This is a genomic window from Hymenobacter sublimis, from assembly GCF_023101345.1.
GTDB classification, from domain to species: Bacteria; Bacteroidota; Bacteroidia; order Cytophagales; family Hymenobacteraceae; genus Hymenobacter; species Hymenobacter sublimis.
This window is the reverse complement of record NZ_CP095848.1, coordinates 2,676,551-2,690,611: the sequence shown is the minus strand read 5'-3', so window position 1 is coordinate 2,690,611 and position 14,061 is coordinate 2,676,551. Positions and strand designations below refer to the sequence as shown.

General features: G+C 59.2%; 12 protein-coding genes. 2 read left to right on the top strand and 10 right to left on the bottom strand.

The annotated features are described in order from the left end of the window. Window positions 1-41: 41 nt before the first annotated feature. Entirely contained in the window at window positions 42-1,160 is a 1,119-nt protein-coding gene (locus MWH26_RS11180) for a Gfo/Idh/MocA family protein (RefSeq protein ID WP_247974352.1), read from the bottom strand. 308 nt (window positions 1,161-1,468) lie between these two features. Here MWH26_RS11180 and MWH26_RS11175 point away from each other — a divergent pair, with 308 nt between their 5' ends. Both MWH26_RS11175 and MWH26_RS11170 read left to right on the top strand, forming a co-directional pair. Then, complete coding sequence (locus MWH26_RS11175; RefSeq protein ID WP_247974351.1) at window positions 1,469-2,461, top strand: aldo/keto reductase; 993 nt, start codon at window positions 1,469-1,471, stop codon at window positions 2,459-2,461. 66 nt (window positions 2,462-2,527) lie between these two features. Then, complete coding sequence (locus MWH26_RS11170) at window positions 2,528-3,460, top strand: helix-turn-helix domain-containing protein (RefSeq protein WP_247974350.1); 933 nt, start codon at window positions 2,528-2,530, stop codon at window positions 3,458-3,460. A 127-nt stretch (window positions 3,461-3,587) separates the two neighbouring features. Here MWH26_RS11170 and MWH26_RS11165 read toward each other — a convergent pair whose 3' ends face one another. The 9 genes from MWH26_RS11165 to MWH26_RS11125 all read right to left on the bottom strand — a co-directional run bounded on the left by MWH26_RS11165 (window position 3,588) and on the right by MWH26_RS11125 (window position 14,060). Then, entirely contained in the window at window positions 3,588-5,027 is a 1,440-nt protein-coding gene (locus tag MWH26_RS11165) for an amidohydrolase family protein (RefSeq protein ID WP_247974349.1), read from the bottom strand. Between the two features lie 86 nt (window positions 5,028-5,113). Then, window positions 5,114-6,784, bottom strand: coding sequence for a serine hydrolase domain-containing protein (locus MWH26_RS11160; RefSeq protein WP_247974348.1), 1,671 nt, complete (start codon window positions 6,782-6,784; stop codon window positions 5,114-5,116). A gap of 228 nt (window positions 6,785-7,012) precedes the next feature. Then, window positions 7,013-8,146, bottom strand: coding sequence for a helix-turn-helix domain-containing protein (locus tag MWH26_RS11155; RefSeq protein WP_247974347.1), 1,134 nt, complete (start codon window positions 8,144-8,146; stop codon window positions 7,013-7,015). A 139-nt stretch (window positions 8,147-8,285) separates the two neighbouring features. Continuing rightward, on the bottom strand, window positions 8,286-9,335 hold the full coding sequence (locus tag MWH26_RS11150) for an Atu2307/SP_0267 family LLM class monooxygenase (protein ID WP_247974346.1): 1,050 nt from the start codon (window positions 9,333-9,335) through the stop codon (window positions 8,286-8,288). 105 nt (window positions 9,336-9,440) lie between these two features. After that, entirely contained in the window at window positions 9,441-10,772 is a 1,332-nt protein-coding gene (locus tag MWH26_RS11145; protein WP_247974345.1) for a voltage-gated chloride channel family protein, read from the bottom strand. Between the two features lie 206 nt (window positions 10,773-10,978). Then, the gene (locus tag MWH26_RS11140; protein ID WP_247974344.1) at window positions 10,979-11,482 is read right to left on the bottom strand and encodes a cupin domain-containing protein; all 504 of its coding nucleotides are present in this window, start codon (window positions 11,480-11,482) and stop codon (window positions 10,979-10,981) included. Window positions 11,483-11,537: 55 nt separating this feature from the next. After that, complete coding sequence (locus MWH26_RS11135) at window positions 11,538-12,593, bottom strand: LacI family DNA-binding transcriptional regulator (RefSeq protein WP_247974343.1); 1,056 nt, start codon at window positions 12,591-12,593, stop codon at window positions 11,538-11,540. Between the two features lie 173 nt (window positions 12,594-12,766). Continuing rightward, a complete protein-coding gene (locus MWH26_RS11130) occupies window positions 12,767-13,081 on the bottom strand; it encodes a circadian clock KaiB family protein (protein ID WP_247974342.1) in 315 nt (104 codons plus the stop codon). Between the two features lie 205 nt (window positions 13,082-13,286). Next, the gene (locus MWH26_RS11125; protein ID WP_244696685.1) at window positions 13,287-14,060 is read right to left on the bottom strand and encodes a 3-keto-disaccharide hydrolase; all 774 of its coding nucleotides are present in this window, start codon (window positions 14,058-14,060) and stop codon (window positions 13,287-13,289) included. Between the last annotated feature and the right edge of the window lies 1 nt (window position 14,061).

Genomic DNA, 14,061 nt, shown 5'->3' with positions numbered 1-14,061 from the left:
ATAAGATAATAGCTTATAAACTGTAACGGCTGGCGGAAGTATTACCGTAGCGTGACTTTTTCTCCGCTTCTGGCGGCTTTGTAAATGGCGTCCAGCACGCGCAGGTCTTTTCGTCCTTCTTCCCCAGAAATGTGAGCCGGCAAGGGCTTGTCTTCCAGTAGGTAAGGAGCAATTCCATCGAGCTGGGCAGCTTGTTGATTAAGCACGGGAAAGTTGAATGCGCCCTGGCTGCTCTTGCCCTGGAATGGGCCGTAGCTCAGGCCCGGGCTCAACTCAAAGGAGCCGTTATCGGCCGAGGCAAAAAACCGGTCGATGTTGCACGTAGAAGTGGTAGTAGAAGTACACACGGCCCCGCTGGGAAACGTTAGCTGCCAGCTGATGGACTCCTCTACCTCCTTGAATAGCTCCGGCATGGTAACGGGCCCGAATTGCGCCGTAACGGCCACCGGCTCCTCCCCAAGCACGTAGCGGCTGCTTTGCACGCAGTACACCCCCAGGTTCATGAGCGGGCCGCCGCCGGCCAAGGCTTTCTTTAGGTGCCAGTCGTCGGGGCTGATACCGGCCAGCCGGTACCCCAGGGAGGACTCAATCAGGCGGACTTGCCCAAACAACTTTTCCTGACCCAGCCGTTTGATTTCCTGGTGGTGGGGCTCGTAGTGCAGGCGGTAGCCCACCGCTAGTTGCACTCCGGCCTTCTTGCAGGCCGCTATCATTTCCTGACAATCCTGTTCGGTCAGGGCCATGGGCTTCTCGACAATCACGTGCTTACCGGCCCGGGCTGCCCGCAACGTAAACTCCTTGTGCAGGGCGTTGGGTAGGGTAATGTACACGGCATCAATAGCTTTGTTGGTCAGAATCTTATCAAAGTTCTGGTAGGAGTATACATTCTTCTCGGGGATGCGGTGGTCGGTGCGCCACGCGGCGGCCTTGGCCGGGGTACCCGTAACGATTCCGGCCAGCTGGCAATACTGTGACGCCGCCAAGCCCTCCCGCACCAGGTTTGCGTACCGACCCAGCCCGCAGAGGGCCACTTGGAGCTTTTTGCCGGCATACAGCGGAGCCTGCTTCTCCGCAGAAAACGCAACGGAAGGCAAGAACGCCGCGGCGCCTACCCCTACACCAAGCTGCTCAACAAACCTGCGCCGGGATACTTTTTTCATGGGACTGGGGAGGGAATAGGGGAACGACTAACGAGTGAAATGGGCCAATGTCACCTTCGCCCGGGCATGGTAGCGAAGTGAATAGTGGGCGAGTAACGCACTACCGCCGGGTTAAGGTATGGAAGGTGAGGTGAACTATGCAGCAATGTGCCCCGCCCAATTACTCTACCCTCTGGTTTCTGCCGGTGCGCTTAAGTGTGGCGGCAGTTTGTGTGCTAGAAGCAGCGGTTTGTGTAGGCCGCCCGGCAGTAGCCCGCCCGACCTTTGCCAGGCAAACAAACCACATACTCCTACTAACCTTCTTACTAATGAACAGCGTTGCACAAGTTGCTCTGGGCCGTCAAGGCCTGCACGTTTCAGTCCAGGGGCTGGGCTGCATGGGCATGTCAAACTTTGCGGGCGGCACTATCTACGGCACCCCCAACGATGCGGAAAGCATTGCTACTATTCACCGCGCCCAGGAATTGGGCGTCACCATGCTCGACACGGCCGATGTGTACGGCCCGTTCGCCAACGAGCGGCTGGTGGGCCAGGCCATTGCCGGCCGCCGGGCGCAGTACACAGTGGCCACCAAGTTTGGGTTTGCCATTGGCGCCGATGGAAACTGGAACGGGCGCTACAATGGCCGGCCTGAGTACGTGCGCACCTCCATTGAGCGCTCCTTGCGCAACCTGGGAACCGAGTACGTGGACCTCTACTACCTGCACCGCCTCGACCCAGAAACGCCCATTGAAGAAACCGTAGGCGCCATGAGCCGCCTCGTGGAGGAGGGCAAAGTCCGCTACCTGGGCCTCTCCGAAGTATCCGCAGACATCCTGCGGCGGGCACACGCCGTGCACCCCATCACAGCCCTGGAAACCGAATATTCCCTCTTTGATAGGGGCGTGGAAGAAAACGGGGTGCTACGCGCTACCCAGGAAATGGGCATTGGCTTCGTAGGCTATTCGCCGCTGGGCCGGGGCTTTCTGTCGGGTACCATCAAGACTCCGGACGACTTCGAACCCACCGACTCGCGCCGATTTTTTCCGCGCTACCAGGGCGAGAACTTCCACAAAAACCTGGAGCTGGTAAACACCCTCCACACCCTGGCGGCGGCCAAGGGCGTGAGTGCAGCGCAGCTGGCCCTGGCGTGGGTGCTAGCCCAAGGGGTAGTGGCCATTCCTGGTACCAAGCGCCGCCCGTATCTGGAAGCGAATGTAGCCGCCACCAGCATCCAGCTCAGCCCCGCCGAGCTGGCCGAGCTGGATGCGGTGCTACCCGTGGGTAGCGTCGTTGGCGGAGCTTACCCCGAAGGCATGTAAATTGGGGCAGCGGGCCGGCCGTGTCCTTGTGCGACTTTTGTATCATTCGTTTCTGTGTACTTCCGCATGAAGCCATCCTCCCAAGCGTTTCAGGTGCTAGCCACGGTTACGGACTACACCCGGTTGTACGGCTTGCCGGCGCCGGCGCATCCGCTGCTCACGCTCATTGACTTGCGGCGGAGTCGGGAGCTGGGGCAAGCGGCTGGCGCGCCGCCCGTAACGGCACCCGTTATTCTGCAGTTCTACTCCGTTTTCCTGAAACGGGGCCTGAACGGGCCGCTGTACTACGGGCACCAACCCTACGATTTCAGCGAGGGTGTGCTGGGCTTTTCGGCTCCCGGCCAAGTGTTTCGCGTAGATGAGAGCCTGGATATTTCGGGGGTTAGCGGGTGGATGCTGCTGTTTCACCCGGACCTGCTGGCCCGCTACCCCCTGGGCCAGCGCATAGCCGACTATACTTTCTTTTCCTACGATGTACACGAGGCCCTGCACCTGTCAGCTCAGGAAGAACAAAGCCTCGACAGCCTGCTGCACAGCCTCAAGCTAGAGCACGAGCGGCCCATTGACGCCTTTAGTCAAGATGTGCTGGTTTCGCAGCTGGAAGTGCTGCTCAACTACGCCAACCGCTACTACCACCGCCAGTTTCTGACCCGGCGCACCCCGGCGCACGATTTGCTGACCCGTTTCGAAGCCCTGCTAGGGGCCTACTTTGCGCCCGGCAACCAACTACCCCTGCCTACGGTGCACTACTTCGCCGAGGCCCTGCACGTGTCGCCCGCTTACCTGGGCGACATGCTGCGGACCCTGACCGGGCAGACTACCCAGCAGCACATCCATCACAGCCTGATTGAGAAAGCCAAACAGCTGCTGCTCACCACCTCCCTGACCGTGAACGAAACTGCCTTTCGGCTGGGCTTCGAGTATCCGTACTATTTCAGTCGGCTGTTCAAAAGCAAAACCGGCCTGAGCCCGGCCGCCTTCCGCTTCTCGGCCCAGTAAGCTGTGTAGGTACCGCAGCTTGGGTATATTGTGTTGATAGAAAGTGAGTTGTGAACTGAGAGTCGTGCGTGCCGCTTTGATCAAGTAGCTTGCAACGTGGTGCACTGCTCCCCACCGGCACGCTAGTCTAGTTTAATCCAACCTTGCCTTTCATAGACTCAAGTAGTTTGCCCGAGTCAAAGCCGACGCCTTTTTTGAACACGATTTCCATGCGCCGAACCTGCTGGATGTCCTGCTCCGGGTCGCCACTGAGCAGCACCAGATCCGCCTGCTTACCCGCCTCAATCGTGCCTATTTCCTTGTCCCGGTTTAGGTAGCGGGCTCCATTCAGGGTGCTGATTTTAATGGCTTCAACCGCCGTGAAACCAGCTTCTACCAGTAGCTCCAGCTGCCGCCGGTTGGCGTACCCGGCAATGGTACGTCCGGCCCCGGTGGGGTCGGTGCCCGCCACCAGCAAGCCGCCGGCATCATAGAACTGCTTTTCCCAGGCCATTTCCTTTTTAAACAGGCGTACGCTGGCCGTATCGCGCCGCTGGTTCTGCTGCCAGGTAGCCGTTTCGCGCTCCTGCAGCTGCGGAATCAGTGCCTCCAAACCACCGCCCAGCACTACCTCGCGGTTGGTGTAGGGCTCGAAAACGGGCAGGGTGGAGGTAAGCGTGACTTTTTTGCTGACCAGCAGCCGAATCAGGTCCTGCATGGCCAGGCTGTTCACCGGTAGCTGCAGCAACGACTGACGCCCGGCGGGATAATCTGCCACATCAACTGCCTTGTTGGGTACAAAATCCGTGCTGGCCATAAACCCGTGCTCCAGGTTATCAATGCCAAGCTCCGCGGCCTCCCGATACGTAATGGAGCACAGGTGCCCGGTTACCTTGAGGTGGCGGGCATGGGCCTCGCGCACCACGGCGGCCAGGTCGGCGCGCGTGGCGTGCATGTACATCTTAAAGGAGGTACAGCCTTTATTGGCCCAGAAAACCGTGGACGCGGCCGCATCGTCGGGGCCGTTGATGGTGTTCAGGGCCGGAATATCCAAGCCCGGCTCTTCCATGTAAGGAGCCGTTACGTCCATTTCGGGACCAATGAGCTTGCCCTCCCGAATCATGCGCTGAATGGCTAGGTCGGTTTGCGGCTCAATGCTGCCCGCCGTGCGAATGGTAGTAGCCCCGCCAGCCAAATATAGCCGAGGAAAGGAGTAGGGCATCTGGGCAATGTTGAAGTAGCCGCCCGCCGGCATGGTGTAATACAGGTGCTCATGCAGCATTACCAGGCCTGGAATCAGGGTTTTGCCCGCGCAATTGATTACCTGAGCATCAACGGGAACCTTCACCTTCTTCACCGGACCTACCTGCACAATGCGCCCGCCTTGCACTAGCACGGTTTGGTGCAGCCGCGCCGGGCTACCGGTACCATCAATCACCTTGGCATCAACCAAGGCAATGGAAGGGCTACTTACCTTGATAAACTCCCGGACCTGCGGGGTAAACTGCTGGGCCCGGCCGGGCATAGTGGCCGCAAGAAGCAGCCACGCGCCTAGCAAACAGCGCAAACGGATAGAGAAAGGCAGCATCAGGTTGGTAGACAAGGGTAGTAGGTAGGCTGCAAGATAAGAGAACGGCTGGCCGCTGCCCTCACCTCCGACACCGACTAAGCTTACTACCTGCCTAAGGGCTTCCGAGCTTTGGGTAACGCCTTGTTTGCGGGTACTTTTTCGAAGCGCAAGGGTTTGGTAAATGGAAGTACAACCTCCAAGCCGGTTACCCGGTGCTGGGCATCTTGCAGCACTGTGAAGTCGAATTTGTCGCGGCCGGTATCGTGGGTAGTTAGCGCCGTGAAGTGCTGGTTGTGGTGGTGCTGGGCAAATCCCTGAAAGCCGTAATACTGAAAATGTAGCTGATTAGCAGCGGGTTGGGTAAGCGTGATAGTGCCGTAAGCCGGATGCACATATTCCCTGATGCAGGCCGGGAGCAGGGCCAAAGCCGTTTTGTCCTGGATGGGTAGGGGAGTGAGCAGTTCTTTATCAGTGGCCTTATTAGCCTTGGCAATAACAAACTGCTCGAAATCAGTCATTCTTGCATAGTTATCATCCACGAAAATATTTGTGGCATAACGGATTAGCAGGTTTTGCAGCTCCGTCTGCTGGTTGCACATGATGACGATGCCGAACCCGTTTAGTGGCATCAATAAAATGCGGCTGCTTTGGCCGGCCGTTCGGCCATCGTGGTAAATGATGTTTCGCTTGGTGTCAACGTCCCAGCCAATGCCGTAGAATATTTCCTCGGCGGCATTGCGCACGGTTAGGGGGCTGGTCAGGTAGGCAAACTGCTGAGGCGAGAGGAAGGGCTGGGAGCCGAGCGCGCCCTTGTTCACCAACATACTTAGCCAAGTGGCCATGTCGGTAATGGTGGAGCTGATGCTGCCGGCCGCGCCGCTGGCATCTAGGTTGGTGTGGGGCACTATAGTTTTGCCGTCGTTGCGGTAGCTGAGGGTATGCTCCGCATACTGCAGGAACTCCCGGGAGGTAGCAAACGACGCGTGCATGCCCAGGGGCTGAAAGATTCGGCGCCGGACTAGCTCTTCCCAGGGGGTAGCGGTGGCTCGCTCTGCCAAAATGCCGGCCACCATGTACAGCAGGTTATTGTAAAGAAACTTCTCCCGGAAAGTGCCATTAAAGCTCAGAAAGGGAAGTTTCGTTAGTACTTCCTTTCCGGTAAATGCCGGCCCATAGAGCAGGTAGTAATGTTGGTCGAGCCCAACTCGGTGAGTGAAGATATCTTGGAGGGTAGCGTTTTGGGTGGCGTAGGCATCTGCCAGCGTGAATTCGGGCAAGTGCCGGCGGACTTTATCATCCCAACTCAATACGCCTTCCTGCACCAGCTGAGCGGTAATCACCCCGGCAAAGGCCTTGGTACAGGAGCCGATTTCAAATAGCGTGTTGTTGGTGACCGGCAACTGTTTGGCCACGTCGCGGTAGCCCAGGCCGCCCTTGTACACCAGTTTTTTGTCGTGCAGAATGGCAATGGCCATGCCGGGGTTGTGCGCTTGCTGCCGAAGCGAATCGGTTAGCTTCAGGAAGTAAGCTAGCTTTTGCTCCACAGTTTTGCCAGCCGGCAACCGAGCCCCCGCTCGGCCTGGGCTCGGTTCAGGCCATCCTATTTCCGCCGCTTGGGTTGGAGAGGCGAACAGGGCCAGCGTGCAGAGCAGCCCGAGTAGTACTGCTCGGTACCGGGGCTGCCAGCTGCGGCAGGCAACGGTTTGGTTGGCGCGGGCGGGCAGGGGTAGTAAAAAAAACGGGGTCGTTAGTTGGCTCAGCGGGGAATGGCACATGGCTCCTTACGTTTACATGACCTGGTAGTGGCGCCAGGCCCAGCAAAAGTGAGAAGCCACATCCGCCGCCGCGACGGACTAAAAAAGTCGAACTATTTATTCTTCTACCTACACCGTTCGGCTTTAGCGAAGAGGCGTTCGACTTTTTGCAACTGGTTTTTAATCAGATGTTTAAAATCGAGTGCGGCGCTGAGCCAGCCTCGGTTACGTGGCCTGCGGAGGCTGCACCTAGGCCGTGCGGTACTGGGTTGGAGTTAGGCCAGTGTGCTTTTTGAAGGAGGTGTTAAAGGAGGATTTCGAGTTGAAGCCAACCGCGTAGAGCACCTCCAGAACTGTCACTTTGCCCTGGGCCGGGTCTTTCAGCAGGTGCCGGGCCTTGGTGATGCGGTACTCATTCACAAAGTCGAAGAAGTGCTGATTTAAATGGTGATTAATTAACCAGGACAGTTCGCGCACGGGCATGTTGACCTGCCGGGCCAACTCTTGCACGGTTAGCTCCGCATTGAGGTAGGGCTCTGCCTGCTCCATGTAAGCCCGGAGTCGGGTAATCTGGGCCTCGATTTCTGGGCTTCGGGCGGCTGGCCCAGTAGCTGGGGTTGGGCACGGGGCCTCTGCCAAGGGCTTGATGGTTGAATCGATGCTGCGAAAAAGCTCGGGGTGGTGCAGGGCCTTGAGTACGCACCAGCACATCATGGCTGTGGCATTGAGCCCCACCCACACTTCCATGCCGGTGAACAGCTCCTGGTAGGAGGTAAAGCGCAAAGCTTGTTTTACCAGTACCAGAACGTGCAAAAACGTCAGGATCAGGGTTAAGCGAAACAACCAGTGGTAGGTGATGCTGGAGGGGTTAGCGTAATTCTCCGCGTAGGTGCGCCGGTAGCGCCGCAGGGTGCGAAAGGCGGCAACGGTATAGAACCCGAATTGCAAATGCCCTAGTACCCGACTAAAGATAATTTCGGGCATTGCCCCAAACTGGTGCAGAAACGCTGTTTGGGCCTCGAAATCGGTCAGATAAAACCGCGGCAGCAGTACAAGGGTAAGGAGGCCGAAGGGCAGCAGGTGCCACCAGTGCTTGGCCCGGAACCGGAAATCAGCGTAACAAACCGCCAACACATATAGGTAGTAGGCGGGGTTGATTAGCGTGTTCAGGGTGATTTTAAACAGGAGCACTGCCGGGTAGCGCTGCAAAAAATCGTTCAGAAACCAGGAGCTGATATCGGCTGCATTCAGCAGGATAAACGCACTGAACAGCACATTGCTCAGGCGGTTTTTCGTGCTGACAGTCAGTAGAAACACGGCCAGCAAACACGAAATAAAGACAGCCAGTAAACTGATAAGCTGGATCAGACTTGTATCGTGCATAAGTGAGGGGTAGGGAGGCAAGCTACCAAGATATTCAAATCAGCGACTGTTACGGTCTTTTTCACGCCCCTCTCATAGCGGCTGCCGGGCCTGTGGCGGCAGCAACCATTACCTAGCGCTTCGCTTGATTTGCCTAGTTCTAGCTTTCCGGCCCGGCCGGAGCAGCAGCCCGCAGCAGGGGGGCCACGCGCGTACCAAGCAACTCAATGGCGCGCAGCAGGCTGTCGTGGGGCAAGGTAGCCACGTCCATCTGGAAGGTGACCCGCGAAATGCCGCCCAGCGCTTCACTGTGGCGCAGAATCTTGGCCACTACTTCCTCGGGGCTACCAACCAGCAAGGCTCCCAGCGGGCCCGCCTGGGCCATAAACTGCGCCTGCGTTACGGGGGAGCCGCCCCGCTCCCGGGCCCGACTGGTAAACGTGCGGGCATAGCCCGGATAAAACTCTTGCTGAGCTTGTTCGGTTGTGGGAGCCACGTAACCCAGGGAGTGCAGGCCCACCTGCAACTGCTCAGCCGAGTGGCCAGCCCGCCTTCCTGCTTCCCGATACAAATCAACCAGGGGGCGGAAGCGGTGCGTTTCACCCCCAATAACGGCCACCATCAGGGGCAGGCCCAGCGTACCGGCGCGCGCAAAGGATTGGGGCGTACCTCCCACGCCCACCCACACGGGCAGCGGCTGTTGCAGGGGGCGCGGATAGATGCCCTGCCCCGTCAGGGCGGGCCGAAACCGGCCGGACCAGTGCACGCGCTCCTGGGCCCGGATGGCGAGCAACAGATCAAGCTTTTCGGTAAATAAGGCGTCGTAGTCGTCGAGGTCGAAGCCAAAGAGCGGGAAGGCTTCAATGGAAGAGCCCCGGCCCACCACCAGCTCGGCCCGTCCCTGGGAAAGAAGGTCGAGGGTAGCAAACTGTTGGAACACCCGCACCGGGTCTGCCGCGCTGAGCACCGTAACGGCGCTGGTCAGGCGAATGCGCCGGGTGCGGGCGGCGGCCGCGGCCAGAATAACCGCCGTTGCCGAGTCAAGGTACTCCGGCCGGTGATGCTCCCCAATACCAAATACGTCCAGACCCACCTGATCGGCCCGCTCAATCCGGTCGAGCAGCTGCCCCATTGCTTCGGAGCGAGTAAGGGTAGTGCCGGTCCCATTATCTAGAAGGGCGGCCGCGAAACTGTCGATTCCTACTTGCATAAAGCTGTTGTTGAGGTTACTAAGTGCGCTACACCGCAACTAGCAGCGGGAGCAGTAGAGGGGTAGGAGCGCGCATAAACTACGCCCGCCCTACGGGGGCAAGTACTACGCAGGAGGCTTGGGTAGGCCCCGTTGGCGCGCGGAGGCAAGGTCACGTAGCCGCTGATTTTGCTCCCGGACCAAGCGTCGGTGCTTGGCTTGCCCCACCACCTGCGCCCCATAGATGCCGGTGTGCCCCGAGAATAAATACGCTACCACGCAGGTCAGGCCCAGGTACACCCCGGCCTGGGCGCCAAACAGCTCTAGCCCCATGAAGGTACAGGCCAGCGGCGTGTTAGCTGCTCCCGCAAACACGGCCACAAAACCCATGGCGGCCAGCAGGGCCACGGGCAGCGGCAACACCACCGCCAGGGCTGAGCCCAGGGTTGCTCCAATAAAAAACAACGGCGTAACCTCTCCGCCCTTGAAGCCGCACCCCAAAGTAAGGGCCGTCAGCGCCAGTTTGAGCAGGAAGTCTTGGGGTGGAAGCGGGGTCTGGAAAGCAGCCACAAGGGTAGGAATGCCCAGGCCGATATATTTGGTTGTACCAAGCGCAGCCACGGCCAGCGCCACCAGCAAGCCGCCCAGAGCGGGCCGTAGCGGAGGGTAGGAAATCTGGGCAAACCAGCGGCTAACCAGATGCGTGAGGGCGGCGAAGCTGCGGGCCACAAGGCCAAACAGTAGCCCGCAGCCGGCAGTCAGCAGGAGATTTAGGGCGGTGACCCCCCCGGTTTCCAACTGCGGGTACGGGGTGTGACCCACGCCCCAAGCGCGCGTAACCAGGTCGGCAAGGATGGCGGCCAGAAAGCTCGGCCCAATGGCCTCATACCGGATGGCGCCAATCAGAAAAACCTCCAGCCCGAACAAGGCCCCCGCCAGGGGCGTGCCGAACACCGAGGCAAACCCGGCACTGATACCCGCAATCAGCAGAATTTTACGGTCGCGGGGGCGCAAGCCGAGCAGGCGCGTGAGTTGGTCGGCCAGGGTACCGCCTAGCTGAACCGCGGTGCCTTCGCGCCCGGCCGAGCCGCCGAACAAGTGCGTGGCCAGCGTCCCGAATAGCACGAGCGGCGCCATGCGCAGCGGTATCACCCGCCGTGGGTTATGAATTTCCTCCAGAAGCAGGTTGTTGCCGCTACCTACCTGCTGCCCCCAGTAGTGGTAGGTAGCCCCCACCAGGAAGCCCCCGGCGGGAAGCAGCCAGATAACAGCGGGGTGCGCCTCTCGCCATGCCGTAACGTAATCAAGAGCCAGCAGGAAGAAGGCCGAAGCCGAACCCACCAACAGGCCCACGACAGCGCAGATCAGCCCCCACCGGCCCAGAAACAGCAGTTGCTGCAGCGGCTCCTGGGGTAGGGCAGCCCTCACAAACGAGAAGCGGGATTGAAAAGGAGCCACAAACAGGTGAAAAATGCTGCCAACGCCCCCAGTTCAGAAGCGGTCCGCCTGGAAGTTGGGCCTGCGGCTGGCGTTTCGTCGAAAGCGCGAGCAGCAGGCCCAACGCTAACAAGGAAGGCAATGCGTGCGAAACGAAAACCGAAAGAGCCTAACCTGCCTACCCGGCCGCGGGGTAGGCGGCCCTGAGCACAAAGGCGTTGAACAGCTTAGCGGCCGAAATCGTCCTGAACGCGCACAATATCGTTTTCGTCGGAAGGCTGGCTGGCATCGGTGTGCTGCCATATCTCGGCAATGGTGCCCCAGCCATCGAGGCCAATGAGGCGGTGCCGCTCGCCTTGCTGCAGGGTAATTTGCTCGCCCGGGCCGTAAGTTTTCAACTCGCCTTCCTCATCAGTCGGGCTGGTGATGATGCCCACCGTGCCTTCTACTACCCGCCAGATTTCGGCGCGGCGGTAATGATACTGCCACGAGAGGCGCTGGTGCGGAGCTACCAGTAACACCTTGGGACTAAGCTTGCCCGAAATGCGTAGGTCATCCACCGACAGGCCGTCGAAATACGTGTCGGCGAATTGCTGGGCCTGGTTCTCATCGATAACGAAGAAGCCGCCCCAGGGGCGCGTCTGGTCTCGTTGGGTAATGCCAAAGCCCTGCTGCTGGAGCTGCGCTTCAATCTGCTGAAATACCTGTGGTTTGGACAGTTCAGAACTCATACGCAGAGTAAAAGAAATAAGAAAGTGAAAGTAAAAAGGACTCGGCAGCGGCGGCTTAATGTGCCGGCTGCGGCTCCCGCGAACGGTGCAGGGAGGAAGTGCGGATAATAAGCTCGGGCTTTAGAATGAGGTGGGGCGGTTCGTAGGCTGGGCCGCGCTTGAGCAGCTGTAGAAACAGGCGCACGGCCGTTTCGCCCATTTGCTCCGCCCGCTGGTCTACTACCGTCAGGTGGGGCTCCGTCATGGTAGTGAAGGGCTCGTTGCTGAAGCAGGCCAGGGCAATGTCCTGGGGTACGCGCACGGGTTTCTCCCGCAACACTTCCAGGGCCCCAACGGAGGGAATGGCGTAGGCGGCAAACACCCCGTCCAGGTTCGGCACCAGGGCCAGCAGGTGTTGCATGGCCAGCCGGCCGGCGTCGTGGGTTAAAGCCGGCAGGGAATACACGTGCTGCTCGTCGAAGGGTAGGCCGTGAGCCTCCAGGGCAGCTTTATAGCCTAAAAAACGGTTGCGGCTGGTGTTCAGGTGCTGGGGGCCGGCCAGGTGGGCAATGCGGGTGCAGCCCTGCTCAATCAGGTGGCGTACGGCCTGGTAAGCCCCCTGGAAGTCATCGAGCACCACAGCCATGCTGCGAGGCAAATCCGGGGCCCGGTCGAAGAATACCAGCGGCGTGCCTTGCCGCCGGACCTGCTCAAAGTGCTGCACCTGGTCGAGGGTAGTAGCCGACACCGACATCAGAATGCCTTCTACCTGGGCCGCCAGCAGGGTTTCAATGTTGCGCTGCTCGCGCCGGACGTCTTCGTTGGACTGGCACAGCAGCACGTTGAAGCCTTCGCGGGTGGCTACCTTCTCAATGCCATTCATAACGGCCGGAAAAAAGTAGCCCTTGATGTGGGGCACAATGACGCCGAGAGTTTTGCTGTGGCCTTTGCGCAGGGCCGCGGCCAGTTGGTTGGGGCGGTAGTTCAGCTCCTGGGCCAGGCGCCGCACTCGCTCTTTGGTGGCTTCCCCAATATCCCGGTGGTCGGCCAGGGCCCTTGAGACGGTGGATGTGGACAGGTTCAGCTGTTGGGCTAAGTCTCGAAGGGAAGTTTGCTGCTTTTTAACGGCCATAAAGTGGTGCCTTCACAGAGAACAGGCGGTGCTCCCGTGGCAAGTAACAACCCAGACGGCAAGTGAGCCACAAAAAACTTGTAAACCCGCAAAAAGCTCCGGCCGAGCCCGCCCCTCGTTGCTCCGTAGCCTGGGTAGCGCAGCAGCACGCACACCCCAGGTAATTGCGCGCGTTACTCTAAACTTAAGGCCTTCAGCACCCGCTCCTGATCCGATAAATCACCCACCAGCTGACGAACCAAGCCCGGCCGTTTTTTCACCAGGCAGGGAATACCAAGCAGGCTTTCCTGGCCGGCACGCTCGGGATGTTCATTCAGGTCAACCACATCCAGGGTATGTCGGCCCGAGAGATACTGCGCGCATATACGCTGAATATTGGCTAGGGCGCGCAAGGACTTGGCGGTGCTACCCACTACAAACAGGTGCAACTCGTATTCCAATTCAACCAAGGGAAGGTCTTGTCCGGCAGAAACAGGGAAAGGTACCATATACAAGACGCACGCTAACAAATACAGCCAAAGAGAGTACGGCTCAGGAAGCCAGCCCCGAAAACCTGCAAAAGGTGGCTTATCCCTTTGGCGCTCCGCAACGAAACTACCCGGGCTTTTACGCGCCTGCCCGCCATAAGGATAACCTTACGGCGGGCAGCGCTTACGTATAGCCAGTAATGGGAGGCTACCTAACCGGGTACTATTACAGTTTTCGCACCCAAATGTTGCGGTAGCTGATGGGCTCACTTTTATCGCCATGCGCCTGGAGCTTGATGGGAGTGGGACCGTGGGCTTGTTGGTAGCTGGGCTGCCCGATGTAAAGCGTTGGCCCCGAAAGCGCCACGTTATGCTGCACCACTACCCCGTTGAAAAGCACCGTCACGCGGGCTGGCGCCTGCACCGAGCCATCGGCCTTAAAAACGGGAGCTGTCCAAAGTACGTCGTAGCTCTGCCACTCGCCGGGCTTGCGGGCGGGGTTGGCCAGGGGCACGTGCTGCTTGTAGATGCTACCGGCCATGCCGTTCACGTAGGTTTTGTTCTGGTAGGAGTCCAGAATCTGCAGCTCGTAGCCTAGGTCGCCCTTGCCCAGGGAAGCCAGAAACACGCCGCTGTTGCCGCGCACTTGGCCAGTGCCTTCAATGGTAGCCGGAATGCGCCATTCCAGGTGCAGCTGGTAATTAGTGAAAGTCTGTTTGGTTTCGATGTTGCCGTTGGCCTTGTCCACCGTCAGCAACCCGCCCGCTACCTTCCATTTGGCCGGCGCAGCGCGGTTTTCCGTTGACACCCACTGGCTTAGGTCTTTGCCATTAAATAGCACCAGGGCGTCAGCGGGTGGCGGTGGGAAACTGGGAGTAGCCGCTACGCTTTTTGGCACGGGCTCCCACACTTCGGTGGCTTCGGGTTTGCCGGTTTGTTGGGCCTGAGTCATGAGGGGAGTGCTAAGCAGAAACGCAGAAACGAGGACAGCAGGCTTCATA

What these genes read in the sequence shown, in the direction of transcription:
- MWH26_RS11180 (WP_247974352.1), bottom strand. Translation starts at nt 1,160, where the DNA reads ATGAAAAAAGTATCCCGGCGCAGGTTTGTTGAGCAGCTTGGTGTAGGG.
- MWH26_RS11175 (WP_247974351.1), top strand. Translation starts at nt 1,469, where the DNA reads ATGAACAGCGTTGCACAAGTTGCTCTGGGCCGTCAAGGCCTGCACGTT.
- MWH26_RS11170 (WP_247974350.1), top strand. Translation starts at nt 2,528, where the DNA reads ATGAAGCCATCCTCCCAAGCGTTTCAGGTGCTAGCCACGGTTACGGAC.
- MWH26_RS11165 (WP_247974349.1), bottom strand. Translation starts at nt 5,027, where the DNA reads ATGCTGCCTTTCTCTATCCGTTTGCGCTGTTTGCTAGGCGCGTGGCTG.
- MWH26_RS11160 (WP_247974348.1), bottom strand. Translation starts at nt 6,784, where the DNA reads ATGTGCCATTCCCCGCTGAGCCAACTAACGACCCCGTTTTTTTTACTA.
- MWH26_RS11155 (WP_247974347.1), bottom strand. Translation starts at nt 8,146, where the DNA reads ATGCACGATACAAGTCTGATCCAGCTTATCAGTTTACTGGCTGTCTTT.
- MWH26_RS11150 (WP_247974346.1), bottom strand. Translation starts at nt 9,335, where the DNA reads ATGCAAGTAGGAATCGACAGTTTCGCGGCCGCCCTTCTAGATAATGGG.
- MWH26_RS11140 (WP_247974344.1), bottom strand. Translation starts at nt 11,482, where the DNA reads ATGAGTTCTGAACTGTCCAAACCACAGGTATTTCAGCAGATTGAAGCG.
- MWH26_RS11135 (WP_247974343.1), bottom strand. Translation starts at nt 12,593, where the DNA reads ATGGCCGTTAAAAAGCAGCAAACTTCCCTTCGAGACTTAGCCCAACAG.
- MWH26_RS11130 (WP_247974342.1), bottom strand. Translation starts at nt 13,081, where the DNA reads ATGGTACCTTTCCCTGTTTCTGCCGGACAAGACCTTCCCTTGGTTGAA.
- MWH26_RS11125 (WP_244696685.1), bottom strand. Translation starts at nt 14,060, where the DNA reads ATGAAGCCTGCTGTCCTCGTTTCTGCGTTTCTGCTTAGCACTCCCCTC.